Origin of the sequence: Peribacillus psychrosaccharolyticus ATCC 23296, assembly GCF_000305495.1 — a bacterium.
GTDB classification, from domain to species: Bacteria; Bacillota; Bacilli; order Bacillales; family DSM-1321; genus Peribacillus; species Peribacillus psychrosaccharolyticus.
The window spans coordinates 1-16,918 of sequence record NZ_AJTN02000208.1; the positions used below are offsets into that span (position 1 = coordinate 1).

Genomic DNA, 16,918 nt, shown 5'->3' on the forward strand with positions numbered 1-16,918 from the left:
TAGAACTATATAAACGCCATAAGGATAGTGATAATAAATGAAAACAGTTAGCAAGCTTCAATACGCATGCTCCTCTATGATCATAACAATTTTGGCTGTATGCACGTTTGCTCATTATTATAAATTAGAATGGTTAGAAATCATGGGTGCCATTTTTTTAATCGGTTTATCCATGCATTTAGGGTATCAGTTTGACAGGACCCGTCATTATGAACTAGAAAGTGAAAAACAAACTGCAAGGATGTCAGCTCTTGTCAGCTCCCTGAATTCAGGAATATTAGCTCTTGATGAGAATCGGACAATCATTCATGTAAATAAAGAGTTCTGTCGGATGTTTCATCTCAATGAAAATGGTGAACAGCTGCAAGGAACAAATGGACATGAGTTATTTCAAAAAAACGCTCCTTTATTTACTGATCCTGACTTATTTTTACAAACAATCAGAACCCTATATACAGCCCATAACACGTCTCTAAATCAAGAGGTGCTGCTTATTAATGGAGAAATATACGAATTCGATTATTTACCGATCTATGTAGGTCAGCATGATAGCGGACATTTGTGGCATTACCGGAACGTGACCGAAGCAAAGGAAAAGGAACGTCTGCTTATTGAATCAAACATGATTCTACAAAACTTATCCAGTATGGACGGTTTGACGGGAATTGCAAATAGACGAAGCTTTGACAGCAGAATTGCGGACGAATGGAAACGTTCCCTCCGTCAAAACGGGGAGCCGCTGTCATTAATCATGCTTGATATTGATCATTTCAAATTATATAACGATACGTATGGACACCAAGAGGGGGATAACTGCTTAAAGAAAATTGCCGCTGCTATCCAAGCGTGTTGTATTCGTCCAGGCGACCTTGCTGCAAGATATGGTGGAGAAGAATTTTCCGTTATATTACCGGCCACTTCTGCAGCCGGAGCAATTTCTGTTGCTGAAAGAATTAAAACAGCAATTGATCGCATGCAAATCCCACATGCTAACTCACTCAATTCGCCACATGTCACTGTAAGTATGGGCATAGGTACAGTTATTCCAAGTGAAGCCGGTACAGTAACCACACTTATTGAACACGCCGACCAGGCACTCTATCAAGCAAAATCCCAAGGAAGGAATCGAATGATCTTCTATCAAGAAATTTCAAAAAGCTGTACCTTTAAAAAAGATACAGCTTTCAGACTGTAGACAAACTCAGGTGAGATCTTTAAAATCGAGATGTTGATTTCCATTCCAGGCTCTTCGCTTTCCGCGGGCGGGCGGTGAGCCGCATCAATGCTTACGCTCCTGCGGGGTCTCACCTGTCCCGCTGTTCCCGCAGGAGTCTTCACGCCAACACTCCCATCAACTGACTTTCTTAACTTAAAATTAAAAGGCCTATTTATAAATAGATATAGAATTTTGTGGTGATAAGGAGAATTTTCGAAAACCATCTTGAAATGGTAACGCAAAAGAGGTTCGGAATGAAATCATTCCGAACCCCTTTTGTCTACAAACTGAAAGCTGTACCTTTAAAAAAGGTACAGCATTTTCGTTCGTTGTTTATCGTTTATTTATTTCTTCAACAAGCAGCTTATTCACCATTTGTGGATTTGCCTGGCCTTTTGTCGCTTTCATAATTTGGCCGACAAGGAAGCCAATTGCTTTTTGTTTCCCAGCCTTGAAATCTTCAATAGACTGTGGATTATTATCAAGTGCTTCACTTACTGCTTTCAGCAAGGCACCTTCATCAGAAATTTGGACAAGACCTTTTTCTTTTACAATCGTTTCAGCATCGCCGCCATGTTCAACTAATTCCTTAAATACTTTTTTAGCTATTTTAGAAGAAATAGTTCCATTTGCAATCAGCTTAATCATCCCAGCAAGTCCTTCTGCCGTAAGTGCAAGATCATGAAGCTCTTTTCCTTCAGCATTTAGATAAGCTGATAATTCACCCATAATCCAATTGGAAGCTTGTTTAGCATCTGCGCCGGCTGAAACAGCTGCTTCAAAGAAATCAGCCGTTTCTTTTGACACAGTTAAAACAGCAGAATCATAAGCAGGCAGGCCGAACTCTTCTACATAACGTTTCTTACGAGCATCTGGCAGCTCTGGAATCTCAGCTTGTATTCTTGCTTTCCATTCTTCATCGATATATATATCGAGTAAATCCGGTTCAGGGAAATAACGATAATCATCTGAACCTTCTTTAACGCGCATTAGAATCGTTTTCCCGGTTGCTTCATCAAATCTGCGTGTTTCTTGTTCAATAATTCCACCTGACTCAAGAATATCAGCCTGACGAATTTCTTCGTGTTCAAGACCTTTTCGAACGAAGTTAAAAGAGTTCAGGTTTTTAAGCTCTGTTTTCGTACCAAATTCTTTTTGTCCGCTTGGACGAAGAGAGATATTCGCATCACAACGTAATGATCCCTCTTCCATTTTACAATCAGACACTCCAGTATATTGAATGATTGATTTTACTTTTTCTAAATATGCGTAAGCCTCTTCAGGAGAAGTAATATCAGGTTCCGACACGATTTCAATCAACGGTGTACCTTGACGGTTGTAATCACAAAGTGAGCCGGTAAAAGTATGTGATAGCTTTCCGGCGTCTTCTTCCATGTGAATCCGGGTAATTCCGATTTTCTTTTTAACGCCGTTCACTTCAATTTCTACCCAGCCATTCTCACCAATTGGTTTATCAAATTGAGAGATTTGATACGCTTTGGGATTATCCGGATAAAAATAGTTCTTGCGGTCAAATTTAGTCACTTCTGCCACTTCACAATTTAAAGCAAGCGAGGCTTTCATAGCGTAATCCACGACTTTTTTGTTCAATACAGGCAAAACACCTGGATATCCAAGGTCAATCACGCTGGTATTAGTATTAGGTTCAGCTCCAAAATGGTTTGGACTAGACGAGAAAATTTTCGAATCTGTTTTAAGCTCTACGTGTACCTCAAGGCCGATTACGGTTTCAAATGTCATGATATTCACCCCTTACAGTGTTGGAAATTGTTTATGATAAGCCGTTGCCTGTTCAAAGGCGTGAGCTGTGCGGTATACCGTACTCTCATCAAAGTGTTTACCGATAATTTGTAAACCAAGCGGCAGACCTTCCTTAGAGAATCCGCATGGCACGGAGATTCCTGGAACTCCAGCAAGATTTACAGGTATTGTTAAGATATCATTGGCATACATCGTTAATGGATCGTCAATTTTTTCACCAATTTTAAATGCATGTGTAGGCGTTGTTGGTCCAATAATAACATCATACTTTTTGAAGACATCATCAAAGTCTTGCTTAATTAATGTACGAACTTTTTGGGCCTTTTTATAATAGGCATCATAGTAACCAGAACTTAATGAGAACGTTCCAAGCATAATCCGGCGTTTCACTTCGTCACCAAAGCCCTCAGCACGAGTCTGCTTGTACATTTCTAATAAATTATCTGCATTATCTGTTCGGTAACCATATCGAACGCCATCAAAGCGGGATAGGTTTGCAGAAGCTTCTGAAGATGACAACAGATAATACGCAGCAAGTGCATATCTTGAATGCGGCAGAGATACTTCTTCCCACTCCGCGCCCAATTGTTCAAGTACTTTCAATGCGTCAAGAACTGACTTGCGTGCTTCTTCACTTACACCTGCACCTAAGTATTCCTTTGGAACCGCAATTTTTAAACCTTTAACGTCTCCCGTTAACGCGCTTAAAAAATTTGGTACATTTACGTTCGCTGATGTAGAGTCCATTGGATCAACACCGGATATTGCTTGCAGTAAGTAAGCATTATCTTCAACTGTTCTGGTAACCGGGCCTATTTGGTCAAGAGACGAAGCGAATGCTACTAGACCAAAACGTGATACACGACCGTATGTTGGTTTTAGGCCAACTACACCACAGTACGCTGCTGGCTGACGGATTGAACCGCCTGTATCTGAGCCAAGGGAAAAGGGAACTTCTCCAGCTGCTACTGCTGCAGCTGAGCCGCCTGAAGAGCCGCCTGGAACATGATCAAGATTCCATGGATTACGTGTTGCTTGATAGGCAGAGTTTTCATTTGAAGAACCCATCGCAAATTCATCCATGTTTAATTTCCCAATAGTAATGGTTTCAGCTTGCTGAAGTTTTTGGACGACTGTTGCGTCATAAATCGGGTCAAAATTTTCAAGGATTTTACTTCCGCAGGTTGTACGAAGATTCTTTGTAACGATGTTGTCCTTCACACCGATTGGCATTCCGAATAAAACATTTCCGCTATTTTCTTCTGTAACCGATTCATCTAATTGCTTTGCTTTTTTGCGTGCATTTTCTTCATCTAATGTAAGAAACGCCTTAACCTTATCTTCCACTTCATTGATGCGTGTATAGGATTCATGAACAAGGTCCGTAACAGTTATTTCTTTGTTATGTAATTGTTTATGAAGCTCAGAAATGCTTTGTTCAAACAGAGACATTTTTTTCCCTCCTTATTCTAAGATTGATGGTACGCGAATGTGACCATCTTCAGTGCTGTCTGGAGCGTTTTTCAAAACTTCCTCCACTGGCAGCCCTTTTTTCGAGACATCTTCTCTCATTACATTCTTCATGTCTAGTACATGAGATGTTGGTGCAACATTCTCTGTATCTAATTCATTCAATTGCTCTGCAAATGAAATCATTTCATCCAGTTGCTTCTGGAATTTCCCAGCTTCTTCTTCTGTAATGGCCAGTCGTGCTAAATTAGCTACATGCTTAACCTCATCCATGGAAATACGTGACATAATCTTCACCTCCGAAATATATAAAAACCGGCGAGTGGAGCCGCTTCTTGTTTAAAAATCATCTTGTAAATCATAACAAACTTTTACGCTCTAAAGCAACAAGTGTTATCATCAAAACTGGAATATTGCCCTCTTACCAAACGATATGTATAAATAACGACAATAAATATAAAAATATTGTCTGGGAAATAATAATAAAAGGCGATATTTGTCGTCTGAATATTTAAACTTATATTTTTGTCGAATAAGCTTAAACACTTGATATGAATGGCTTTACGCTGTTTTTTTAAAGATAATCTTCTTCTTTAAAAGTTGAATATACCTAGAAAGTCTGTTATTTTTTTAAACCATACCCCTTCATCTGCGTTTTCCACAAGATTTGATGATGGACAACACAAAGGAGAGTGACTGAACGAATGGAAACAGGCGTTATGATTTCTTTGGCTATTTATTTTATAGCCATGCTATTAATTGGCGTTTATGCCTATAAAAAATCATCAGAAGATATTTCTGGTTATATGTTAGGAGGCCGTGGCTTAGGTCCAGCCGTTACCGCACTATCTGCTGGTGCAGCTGATATGAGCGGCTGGATGCTGATGGGTCTTCCCGGTGCCATGTATTCAACTGGTATATCGAGTGTTTGGCTGGCTATCGGTCTAACCGTTGGAGCTTACTTCAACTACTTATTAGTAGGTCCACGACTTCGAAGTTATACAGAATTAGCAAATGATTCTATTACCATCCCCGATTATTTCGAGAATCGTTTCATGGATCATACAAGAATTTTGCGTTTCGTATCTGCTATTATTATTATCGTCTTTTTTACACTCTACACTTCAGCTGGATTTGTTTCTGGCGGTACCCTCTTTGAAAGTTCCTTTAATTTGGATTACAAAACTGGATTATTCGTAACGGCTGGAGTGGTTATTGCGTATACCTTATTCGGCGGCTTTCTTGCTGTTAGTTTAACGGACTTTGTACAAGGAATTATCATGTTTCTTGCCCTGGTACTTGTACCTGTCGTGACATTTTCCGAGCTTGGCGGACCTGCTTCCGCAATGCAAGATGTGAGACAAATTGATCCTCATCTCATGGACATTTTCAGAGGTACCAGCTTACTCGGTATTATTTCATTCCTCGCTTGGGGTCTTGGATACTTTGGACAACCTCATATTATTGTTCGTTTTATGGCCATTACTTCGGTAAAAGAACTAAAACCTGCCCGCAGAATTGGTATGACTTGGATGATCGTATCCGTTGCCGGCGCACTATTAACTGGATTATCAGGACTCGTTTATGCTACGAGAAATAACATTCCCGTCGATGATCCTGAAACCATTTTTATTATTCTTTCGAATGTACTCTTTCATCCACTCATTACAGGATTCCTATTAGCAGCTATCCTTGCTGCTATCATGAGTACCATTTCTTCACAGCTGCTTGTTACGTCAAGTGCGCTTACAGAAGATTTCTATAAAACGTTCCTGCGCAGAAATGCAACGGATAAAGAATTAATTTTTATTGGACGCCTATCTGTATTGCTGGTAGCTGTGGTTGGACTGTTATTAGCCCTGACACCTAATAAAACAATACTTTCTTTAGTAGGATATGCTTGGGCAGGATTTGGTTCTGCATTTGGCCCAGCTGTTCTTTTAAGCTTATATTGGAGACGTATGACTAAATGGGGAGCAATGGCTGGTATGGTAGTCGGAGCCGTTACTGTGTTAGTCTGGGTTAACATTCCTGGTTTAAGCGACTTCATGTACGAAATGATTCCTGGCTTCACGTTAAGCTTACTTGCCGTCATTGCCGTCAGCTTTATGACTAGTATTCCAAATAAAGAAGTTCAAGACACTTTTACCGAAATGGAAAAAGTAATTTCTGAGCAATAATCCACAAAAAAAAACAGCCTTTCCTTTGCGGGAAGGCTGTTTTTCTTAGCAGAAGCTTTTTACGCTTTTGCTTTTTTAATTTGTTTACTTCTTAATTGGCCGCACGCTGCATCAATGTCTGTTCCATTTTCATGACGGATCCCACAATTAATGCCTTTCTTTTTTAACGTCTCATAAAATTCTTCAATCGATTTTTGCTCGCTTCGCTGATATTGAATATGCTCATCAACTGGATTATAAGGAATTAAATTAACATAGGATAAGTGTCGCTTATTGCTTAACAATGCTGCAAGCTGCAACGCTTCTTCTTTATGATCATTGACTCCCTCAAGCATGATGTATTCAAAGGTAATTCGGCGATTTGTCTTCTCTAAATAGTAATCGACAGCATCCATTAATTTTTCCAATGGGTAAGCACGATTAATTTTCATAATGCTGGTTCTAAGTTCATTGTTTGGTGCATGTAAGGAGATAGCCAAATTCACTTGCGTATTCATATCCGCAAATTCATAAATTTTCTTCGAAAGTCCACTTGTGGAAACGGTTATATGTCTTGCACCAATAGCAAGTCCATTTTGATCATTAACCACGTTTAAGAAACTTACAAGGTTTACGAAGTTATCAAATGGTTCGCCAATTCCCATTACCACGATATGACTGACTCGTTCGTCTTTTTCAACCTTATCTAAATGATGTTGAACGTTCATAATTTGTTCAACAATTTCACCGCTGGTTAAATCTCGGCTTTTAGCTAAAAGTCCGCTTGCACAAAAACTGCAGCCGATGTTACAACCTACTTGAGTCGTCACACATACAGATAAACCGTATTTAAATCTCATTAAGACTGTTTCAATTAGATTTCCGTCCTTTAGTTTGAACAAAAACTTAATTGTCCCATCTGCTGATTCTTGCTTCGTATGCAACTCTAACGTTTGGATTGCGAAATGATCTTCTAACAATTGAATGCATTCTTTGCTGACGTTTTTCATTTGGGAAAACTCAGTTACCCGTTTTTTATATAACCAATCCCAAACTTGTGTAGCTCGGAATTTCTTATGTCCATGACTCATCAGCCATTCTGTTAGTTGATCATATGTTAATCCATAAATGGATTCTTTATTCATATCTAAACCTCTTTTCAAAATTTAAGCTTCAGCTCTATTTTACCTTAATTTAGCCCCTAGTAGCAAATCGTTGAATTATAACAGATTATTATACCAGATGCTTATCTATTTAAGCAACCATTCTTTGTTTGATATAGTTTTCCCTACCTGCATCTAAGTTATCTTTCTAAAAAAAGGAGAGCAATCAGAATTTTTGACTGATTACTCCCCACTCTTTATTGAATCGACACGATCCCGTCGTTTCCTTGTTCTATTTTCCCTTGTTTCTTAATTTCTAGTTTTGTTAGGTTTGTAAAGATAACCGGTGTTACCGTGGATGCTGCATGATTCTTAATAAACTCTAAATCAAATTGTAGAAGATCTTGCCCTTTTATCACATGGTCCCCTTGTTTGACCAGCAATGTAAAGCCTTCTCCTTTGAGATTTACAGTCTCTAAGCCTACATGGATTAAAATTTCATACCCTTGCTTAGACATAATTCCTAATGCATGTTTAGTTGGGAAAACATTAATGATTTCCCCATCGACAGGAGAAACAACCAGTCCTTTACTTGGAATGATACCAAATCCATCACCCATCATCTTCTGTGAAAATACAGGATCAGGAATCTCATCAAGTGGAATAATTTCTCCCTCAATAGGCATTACAAAATCTTGTTTAGTCAATGGGAGTAATCCTGTATGTTCCGGTGCAGCAGGTTCCTCTTCCGTATCCATAGTGATTGATTCTGTGTCCATTCTCTTCATTGCGTCTGCAACAAACTCCACTTCTGTTCCTACTATAATCTGCAAATTGGTCTTATTTAACTTCATAATTCCTTTTGCACCGTGTGCCTTCAGTGAAGCATCACTAACTAGGTCCATATCATTTACATTTAATCGAAGCCTTGTTGCACAATTATCGATAGAAGAGATATTGTCTTTTCCTCCGATATCTTGAATAAACTGAGAAGCCATTTTTTCATGTTTATTGACGCCAGTTTCGATAACGGTTTCTTCTTCTTCTAGTTCGCTGTCATCTTCTCGACCCGGTGTTTTCAAATTGAACGCTTTGATTAAAAAGTAGAAAACAACGAAATAAATGAACGCATAAATGACACCAATCAATAGTAACAGCAGTGGTTTTTGTGCGATATTATAATTGATTCCAAAATCAATGAATCCCGCTGAGAAAGTAAATCCGCTCTTAATGCCTAACAATGTGGTTACCCATAGTGAAAGGCCGGTTAAGATTGCATGGACCCCATAAAGCAGTGGTGCAACAAACATAAATGAAAATTCAATTGGTTCTGTAATCCCCGTAAGAAACGACGTTAACGCCAGACCGATGAACATTCCAGAAACTTTTTTTCTATTCTCCGGTTTAGCTGCGGCAATAATCGCCATACATGCTGCTGGAAGCCCGAACATCATAATTGGGAAGAATCCAGTCATATATGTTCCAGCCGTTGGGTCACCCGCAAAGAATCGAGCAATATCTCCTGTTTTACCAGCGAATTCACCAAATTGGAACCAGAATAAGCTATTTAATACATGGTGCAAACCTAAAGGTATTAATAACCTATTCAACAATCCAAAAATCCCTGACCCGATAGCTCCCAGATCAATAATCCAGTTCCCCAATCCTGTAATGGCATCCTGGATAGGCGGCCATGCAAAGCCTGCTATTCCTGCTAAGATGACCATAGCAAGTGACGTTACAATAGGAACAAAGCGTCTCCCGCTGAAAAAGCCCAGCCATTCCGGCAGCTTGATATCCCGGAATCGATTATACATAAGACCCGCAATAATCCCAGCGATAATTCCGCCAAGAACACCCATATTGATGTCTGCATCTAACGATTTAGTACCTTCTGTCAAAACTAAATAGCCGATTGCGCCTGATAAACCAGCAGCTCCATGACTATCTTTTGCAAAACCAATGGCAACACCGATCGCAAAAATTAATGCTAAATTAGCAAATATGGCATTTCCTGCGTTAGCCATAAACGGTATATTGAAGAGATCTTTCTGTCCTAACCGAAATAACAATCCCGCAGCTGGTAATACGGCAATCGGAAGCATTAACGCCTTTCCGATTCTCTGTAAAAAGCCTAACATATTGTTCCATCCCCATCTCTATGATGTATAGTTCTCTTGGTTTGATAGCGCATAATAATGGGCATCATATCATTATTATCATACCTATGTCCAGACCAGCTCTCCTTAACAGTATACTACCGCTATTAAATAATTTTTCTCCATATAGAGAGGAAATAAATACTAATCAAAACAAGTAAGGGAATTGGTATAGACAACTATATTACTAAGATGTTAAAGTATGGGTGAAACATGAAAGGAAGTTTTAATAATGAGTAAACACGTATTACTTAAAGGAATCGATATTTATAGTGAGGGCCAGCTCATACAGAACGGCTACATAAAAATAATAGATGAAAAAATAGTAGAAATGGATTTACTAACTAATTTAGAAAATGAAGAAGAGTTTACTATTATCCAAGTTCCTTCAAGCTACAAGGCGGTTCCTGGATTCATTGATGTTCATATTCATGGCGTGAATGGCGCGGATGTAATGGATGCTACAAAAGAAGCCCTAGATACCATGTCTTCCACCCTTCCGAAAGAAGGAACCACAAGCTTCTTAGCGACAACGATGACACAGGATACCAAAGAAATCGAAAAAGCACTAGAGAATGTCGGAGAGTATCTTCAGGAAAAACAGGATACTGGTAAAGCAGAAATTGTGGGAGTGCATTTAGAAGGACCTTTTGTAAATCCTGGGAAAGCTGGAGCCCAGCCGCTTATGCACATCATTGATCCTGACTTAAGCTTGTTAAAAAGTTGGGAACTCTTGACGAATAACATGATTAAGCTGGTCACTTTAGCACCAGAACGACCAGGTGGATTAGAAATGATAAACTACCTATCCACTCACGGAATCGTAGCTTCTATTGGACATTCTGATGCTACCTTCGATGAAGTGAATAAAGCCATTGAGTCTGGGGCTAATCATGTTACACATCTATATAACCAGATGAGCGGCCTCCATCACCGGGAACCAGGCGTTGTTGGCAGTGTGTTTTTACGAGAGGAATTAAAAGCAGAAATCATTGTTGATGGAGTCCATGTTCGTCCAGAAATGGTAGAGCTCGCTTATAAAATTAAAAGAAAAGATGGGCTTATATTAATCACCGATTCCATGCGCGCAAAATGCTTAAAAAATGGTAATTATGATTTAGGCGGGCAAGATGTCATTGTAAAAGATGGCAAGGCTGTTTTGAAAGATGGAACCCTTGCAGGAAGTATATTAAAACTGGGGACAGCTCTGCAAAACATTATTACTTATACAGGATGTACTCTTGCAGATGCAATTGAAATGGCGTCAGTTAATCCTGCAAAACAACTAAATATTTTTGATCGAAAAGGAAGTCTGGCAATTGGTAAGGATGCGGATATCGTTATCCTTGATGAAAATCTTGATGTATATATGACATTTTGCCGGGGAGAACTTGCATTTACTAAAGGGGGACAATAAGGATGAAAATCATCGAAGTAACGAATTATCAAGAAATGAGTAAAGCGGCTGCGGATTATATCATTAGTAAGGTTCAGAAATCTCCAAACCTAATTCTAGGCCTGGCAACAGGAGGGACGCCCGTTGGCACCTATAAATATCTTGTAGAGGACCACAAAAAAATAAAACTTCCTATAAAGATGTAACGACATTTAATTTAGATGAATACGTCGGCCTAGCCAAAGAGAATCCACAGAGTTACCATTCTTATATGAACGAACACTTTTTTAATCATATTGATATCAATCCTGCTAATACACATATTCCGAATGGAAAAATCGAGTCAATAAAGGATGAGCCTGCGGCGTATGAAGAGTTAATTAAGGAATCTGGCGGGATTGATCTCCAAATTCTTGGAATCGGCCAAAATGGTCATATTGGTTTTAACGAGCCTGGTACGCCCTTCTCCTCAAATTCTCATATCATAGAATTGGCCCCCTCAACCATTGAAGCCAATGCACGTTACTTTGAGTCTCCAGAGGAAGTACCGACAAAAGCGAATACAATGGGGATTAACACCATTATGAGGAGCAAAGAGATTTTACTGCTTGTATCGGGTGAGAACAAACGACAAGCATTAACTCAACTTTTAGAGGGAAAGATTTCGGAGAGTTTCCCTGCCTCAGCCCTGCTTAACCACCCTAACGTGGTAATCATCGCTGACGAAGCTGCACGTTCAGGAAGGACCGGTAGCGAGAAGCATGATCAATAAAAATTCGCCGATCCCCATTTATTATCAGCTCGCAGAACATATTAAGCAGTTGATTGAAAAGGGTGACTTATCTCCAGGTGATTCGCTGCCTGCTGAACGCGAATACGCAGAACAATATCAAATCAGCAGAATGACGGTAAGACAGGCATTCACACAACTTGTGAATGCCGGTTATCTATCTCGCCGACAAGGAAAAGGCACCTTTGTTGCTGAACGAAAACTTGAACAGCCCTTGCAAGGTTTGACCAGCTTTACAGAAGATATGAAAGCCAGAGGGCTAGAGCCTGGCAATGAATTCATTCATTTTCAAATCATACCTGCTACCAGTCAGATTTCTCAACACCTCTGTATTCAAGAGGATGAACCCGTTTATGAAATTAAACGGATTCGGCTGGCAGATAATGTGCCTATGGCCTTAGAAACGAATTACATTTCAGCCAATCTAATCGGCGGTCTAACGGAGACCATTGTTAATCAATCCTTATACGGATATATTGAAGAAAAACTAGGCTACCAGATCGAAGAGGCCACACAAATCATTGAATCAACCATTGCCAGCCCAATAGAAGCAAAATACTTAAAAATTAAAACAGGTGCTCCCATCATGTCCATCCTAAGAAATACCTTCTTAAAAGATGGAACGCCATTTGAATTTGTTATTTCTGCTTACCGTGCTGATCGTTATACGTTTAAGATCCACATGAAACGTTGAGAAATGGAAGGGTGGAAGATTACGATAATCAGTCAATATTTTCAAAAAATCACGTCGTTATTGGCATTATGTGAACATGATGAAAAAGAAAATCTTTCTAAAGCCGCAGAAAAAATAGCCGTAAGTATTCAGCAGCATGGAATTATTCATTTGTTTGGATGCGGTCATTCTCATATGTTTGGTGAAGAGCTTTTTTATCGTGCAGGCGGACTAGCCCCTATCAGTCCTATTCTAGAAGAAGATTTTATGCTCCACAAAGGCGCTGTACGCTCCTCAGAGCTAGAACGAACATATGGGATTACAGAACATTTCATGGAAACCTACACTATCCTTCCCGAAGATGTGATGATTGTTGTCTCCACTTCTGGCAGGAATCCTGTTCCAATTGAAGTCGCACAAATTGCTAAGAAGAAAGGCGCTTATGTCATCGTAATCACTTCGCCCAGCTATGCTAAAACTCAATCCTCTAGGCATCCGTCCGGTCTTTTCTTATATCAAACTGCCGATCTAGCGATTGATAACCATATTGAAACAGGCGATGCACTTATGAGAAAAGAAGCACTGAACATTCACTTTGGCAGTGGTTCAACCATTATTGGAATGGCTCTTCTTAATGGAATCATGGTCGAAGCCATAGAGATCATGGTAAATAATCACTTTACTCCTCCCATTTTTAAAAGCGGGAATGTAGATGGTGCTGAGGAACATAACAGAAAATTAATTGATCAATACAAAGGAAGAATACCTATGCTAGAAGCGTAAATTCAGGCTGCCGAGAACCCTCGCAGCCTTTTTGGTTTGGTTCGCTTCCCCACATAAATGAATTCAGTGGGTACATCACCTACCTGATGATGAGATGTTTCTAGCCTAATGGACCTTCTAGATTCACCATAATGACAACCAAAAAAAGCCCAGCTGCATAAGCTGGGCATCATTCGTTATTTATAAATGTGGACAAATGGTTCATCTTCGCCAGCTTTTTTTACAACCAGCGCTTCTGGTCCATTCACAGATGTGACAGATACCTGTACAGAAACGTAATCAGGGAAATGTTCCATCACAAGGCCCGTTAAGTATTGGGTAAATCCGATTGCTTCCGAGTTACCATAAAATTGAATGGGTATTTCTATATTAAGATCTTGCAGCTGTTCGTCCACATAAAAGGCACGTCCGACAACTCCATTAAAGTTTGGAAAATATTCTTCAACATCTTGCTTAAATTTCTTAAACATCGTAACATCATCACGGTGTTCTTTCTCAGCAGTTGTTGAAGGAAGTACATAGTATTTCTCATCAACATTCTCCCATTTACCAATGCTGTTTCCGTCTTTATTTACATGAGTAAAGCTAATAAAGTTGCCCGGAATAACCGATGATTTTTCTACCTGCTTAAACAGCGCAATCGTAATTGGCACGTCTTTCAATTCATCTGTCTTCCGAAGTCTTTTAAGAACTTCTGCCGCAATCTTTTTCCCCTCTGATTCTAACTTCTGGTCTGAAATAGACGTATCATAGGTAGCTCCATATTCTTCTTTTTGATAATAATGTACGGAGTTAAGCGCAAGGCCGATTACAACTCCACCAAGACTTACTTGATTGTCTTTATTCTTAATTAGATAATCATGCTCTAGGATATGTGCCAGATAGATAGGGTTCTTTTCATTACGAGTCTTGACATCACCCTTTTGTGTATCGACCGGATTCAATCCAAGATTGTCGCTTGCCTTCAGTTTTTTCTTGTCTAATTGCTCGTCTGTATATTTACGTTCCAGCCACTTACTAATGGTACTGCTGTTTAATACTTGTCCTTCTTTGAAATAATACTTATCTTGATTAAAGTCCTTTTGGGAAATACGCATTAATCCTGTTTCAAACTCTTCAATGTCATAGCGGGTATTTAGATTTGATACAACTAAACCGCGAGCCTGCGAAGCTTCAAAAGGTAAGAGCATCTTATAATAATCATCCGATATTTGATACTTAGGAATAATCGCTTTTTCTGTTTTTTCAGCTTTATCTTGGACAATTTCTTCTTCACCATCATCGAATTGAGGTGCACATCCTGCAAGAAGTATTGCAACACCTAACCCCACAAAAAAGCTTTTTTTCATGCCTACACCCTCTTAACTCTTTAATTCTGTAATCAGTCTATCTTCATCCCACACGTCAATACCTAAGCTTTCTGCTTTCTTAAGCTTTGAACCGGCATCTTCACCTGCAATTAATAAATCCGTTTTCTTACTAACACTGCCAGCCACTTTAGCCCCAAGTGCTTCAAGCTTTTCTTTTGCTTCTTCGCGTCCCATTTGATGGAGTTTACCGGTCAATACCACCGTCTTGCCGGAAAACACCGAATCAATCGTTTCAAAGGCTGCAAGCTTTGGTCCTGTGTATGAAAAATTGACTCCAGCTTTTTTCAGTTCAGACAAGAGGAGTTGTACTTCCTCGTTTTCAAAATAGGCAACAACCGCACTTGCCATTTTTTCACCGATCTCATTAATAGCTGTTAATTCTTCTAATTGTGCTTGACTTAAGGCATCCATTGTTTCGAAATACTGTGCTAACGTTTTCGCTGCTTTTGAACCAACATGTCGAATACCCAGCCCAAACAATAACCGCTCCAGCGAGTTTGACTTAGAAGACTCAATAGCTTTCAGCAAGTTTGTAGCCGACTTTTCGCCCATTCGTTCCATTCCAATCAGCTGCTCATACGTCACCTTATATAGACCTGCAACGTCATGAATTAAGTGCTCACTGAATAATTGGCTGATTACTTTCTCACCTAGACCATCAATATTCATGGCATTACGGGAGACAAAATGGATTAGTCCTTCACGTATTTGTGCAGGGCACTGAGGATTAAGACAGCGCAAGGCCACTTCCCCTTCCAGCCGCACAAGCTCACTATTACATTCTGGACATTCTGTCGGCATGGCGAAGTCAATCTCCTCACCTGTACGACGATCAGCTAAAACATTGACTACCTCCGGAATAATATCGCCCGCTTTTTTAATAACGACCTGATCACCAATTTTGATGTCTTTTTCACGAATCAAGTCTTCATTATGAAGGGTTGCCCGCTGAACGGTTGAACCCGCTACTCGGACAGGATCCAAGATAGCAGTTGGAGTGATAACACCTGTCCGCCCAACATTTAATTCAATACTGCGAAGGGTTGTAACCACTTCTTCAGCTGGAAATTTATATGCAATAGACCATCTTGGACTTTTTGCGGTTCTTCCCATCTCTTCCTGCTGCTGTAGTGAATCAACCTTTATAACAATTCCATCAATATCATAGGCAAGATTAGGACGTCTTTCAACCCATCCCTCAATATAAGCTAGAACTTCTTCAATGGATGAACATTTTTTCGTTCTTGATTGGTTTTAAATCCTAAGCGATCTAATAAATCCAGACCTTCACTCTGTGATTCCACGCCTGTTTCACCTAAATCAGCAATAGCATACAGGAAAATATCAAGATTCCGCTTTGCTGCAAGCTTTGAATCGAGCTGTCGAAGCGAACCTGCAGCCGCATTACGCGGATTAGCAAACGGTTCTTCCCCTTGGTCATCTTTGGCTTTGTTAAGGGCTTCAAATGAGCGCTTCGGCATAAAGGCTTCACCACGAACCTCAATGGAGACAGGTTCTTTAAGCTTTAATGGTATCGATTTTATCGTACGAAGATTCTCGGTAATATCCTCACCAACACTACCATCACCTCGAGTGGCTCCTCTGGTGAAATAGCCAGCTTCATACTGCAGGGTGACAGCAAGCCCATCAATTTTCAGTTCACATACATATGAATACTTGTCCCCCACTGCCTGACGAACCTTACGATCAAAATCGCGCAGGTCATCTTCATTAAATGCATTGCCCAGACTAAGCATCGGTGAACGATGTTCCACTTTTTCAAACATATCAAGAATTGTACCGCCTACTCGTTGTGTAGGTGAATCTGGGGTTTTTAATTCAGGAAAAGCTTCCTCATACTCAATCAGTTCCCTCAGCAGCCGATCGTATTCAGCATCTGGCACGGAGGGCTTATCTTGCACATAATACTCATAACTGTATTGGTTTAAGAGATTTTGTAAATCAGCAACCAGCTTTTCAGCCTTTTTCAGATCCATTTATTCATCCCTTTCTGATT

Annotated in this window: 11 protein-coding genes and 2 pseudogenes; 6 read left to right on the forward strand and 7 right to left on the reverse strand. The window is 39.7% G+C overall.

Annotated elements, in window-relative coordinates; translation table 11 throughout:
- The first annotated feature begins 37 nt into the window (after nt 1-37).
- A complete protein-coding gene (locus WYK_RS23350; protein ID WP_051387540.1) occupies nt 38-1,195 on the forward strand; it encodes a GGDEF domain-containing protein in 1,158 nt (385 codons plus the stop codon).
- Between the two features lie 354 nt (nt 1,196-1,549).
- Here the strand turns inward: WYK_RS23350 and gatB are convergent, their stop codons facing one another.
- The 3 genes from gatB to gatC are packed head-to-tail and all read right to left on the reverse strand — an operon-like array spanning nt 1,550 to nt 4,756.
- The gene (gene gatB / locus WYK_RS14665; RefSeq protein ID WP_040375225.1) at nt 1,550-2,977 is read right to left on the reverse strand and encodes an Asp-tRNA(Asn)/Glu-tRNA(Gln) amidotransferase subunit GatB; all 1,428 of its coding nucleotides are present in this window, start codon (nt 2,975-2,977) and stop codon (nt 1,550-1,552) included.
- 12 nt (nt 2,978-2,989) lie between these two features.
- On the reverse strand, nt 2,990-4,450 hold the full coding sequence (gatA, locus tag WYK_RS14670; protein WP_040375226.1) for an Asp-tRNA(Asn)/Glu-tRNA(Gln) amidotransferase subunit GatA: 1,461 nt from the start codon (nt 4,448-4,450) through the stop codon (nt 2,990-2,992).
- A 12-nt stretch (nt 4,451-4,462) separates the two neighbouring features.
- Nucleotides 4,463-4,756 carry an Asp-tRNA(Asn)/Glu-tRNA(Gln) amidotransferase subunit GatC gene (gene gatC, locus WYK_RS14675; protein WP_040375227.1) on the reverse strand — a complete coding sequence of 98 codons (294 nt, stop codon included), beginning with the start codon at nt 4,754-4,756 and terminating at the stop codon, nt 4,463-4,465.
- A gap of 416 nt (nt 4,757-5,172) precedes the next feature.
- On the opposite strand from gatC, the gene putP reads away from it, so the two are divergent.
- Nucleotides 5,173-6,648, forward strand: a complete 1,476-nt coding sequence (putP, locus tag WYK_RS14680; RefSeq protein ID WP_040375228.1) for a sodium/proline symporter PutP — start codon at nt 5,173-5,175, stop codon at nt 6,646-6,648.
- A 59-nt stretch (nt 6,649-6,707) separates the two neighbouring features.
- On the opposite strand, the gene rlmN is transcribed toward putP, so the two are convergent.
- The gene (gene rlmN, locus WYK_RS14685; protein WP_040375229.1) at nt 6,708-7,772 is read right to left on the reverse strand and encodes a dual-specificity RNA methyltransferase RlmN; all 1,065 of its coding nucleotides are present in this window, start codon (nt 7,770-7,772) and stop codon (nt 6,708-6,710) included.
- Between the two features lie 215 nt (nt 7,773-7,987).
- Nucleotides 7,988-9,871, reverse strand: a complete 1,884-nt coding sequence (gene nagE / locus WYK_RS14690) for an N-acetylglucosamine-specific PTS transporter subunit IIBC (protein WP_040375230.1) — start codon at nt 9,869-9,871, stop codon at nt 7,988-7,990.
- A 250-nt stretch (nt 9,872-10,121) separates the two neighbouring features.
- Here nagE and nagA point away from each other — a divergent pair, with 250 nt between their 5' ends.
- The 4 genes and pseudogenes from nagA (at nt 10,122) to WYK_RS14710 (ending at nt 13,531) form a co-directional block, all read left to right on the forward strand.
- Nucleotides 10,122-11,306 carry an N-acetylglucosamine-6-phosphate deacetylase gene (gene nagA, locus WYK_RS14695; protein WP_040375231.1) on the forward strand — a complete coding sequence of 395 codons (1,185 nt, stop codon included), beginning with the start codon at nt 10,122-10,124 and terminating at the stop codon, nt 11,304-11,306.
- 2 nt (nt 11,307-11,308) lie between these two features.
- Nucleotides 11,309-12,057: pseudogene (gene nagB / locus WYK_RS14700) on the forward strand (glucosamine-6-phosphate deaminase).
- Nucleotides 12,047-12,769, forward strand: a complete 723-nt coding sequence (locus WYK_RS14705; RefSeq protein ID WP_040375232.1) for a GntR family transcriptional regulator — start codon at nt 12,047-12,049, stop codon at nt 12,767-12,769. The pseudogene nagB and the gene WYK_RS14705 overlap by 11 nt, the downstream one beginning before the upstream one ends.
- Nucleotides 12,770-12,793: 24 nt before the next feature.
- Nucleotides 12,794-13,531 carry an SIS domain-containing protein gene (locus tag WYK_RS14710; RefSeq protein WP_040375254.1) on the forward strand — a complete coding sequence of 246 codons (738 nt, stop codon included), beginning with the start codon at nt 12,794-12,796 and terminating at the stop codon, nt 13,529-13,531.
- A gap of 176 nt (nt 13,532-13,707) precedes the next feature.
- Here WYK_RS14710 and WYK_RS14715 read toward each other — a convergent pair whose 3' ends face one another.
- Both WYK_RS14715 and ligA read right to left on the reverse strand, forming a co-directional pair.
- A complete protein-coding gene (locus WYK_RS14715; RefSeq protein ID WP_040375233.1) occupies nt 13,708-14,880 on the reverse strand; it encodes a CamS family sex pheromone protein in 1,173 nt (390 codons plus the stop codon).
- A gap of 12 nt (nt 14,881-14,892) precedes the next feature.
- Nucleotides 14,893-16,898 (reverse strand): annotated as a pseudogene (gene ligA, locus WYK_RS14720) (NAD-dependent DNA ligase LigA).
- Nucleotides 16,899-16,918: the final 20 nt, after the last annotated feature.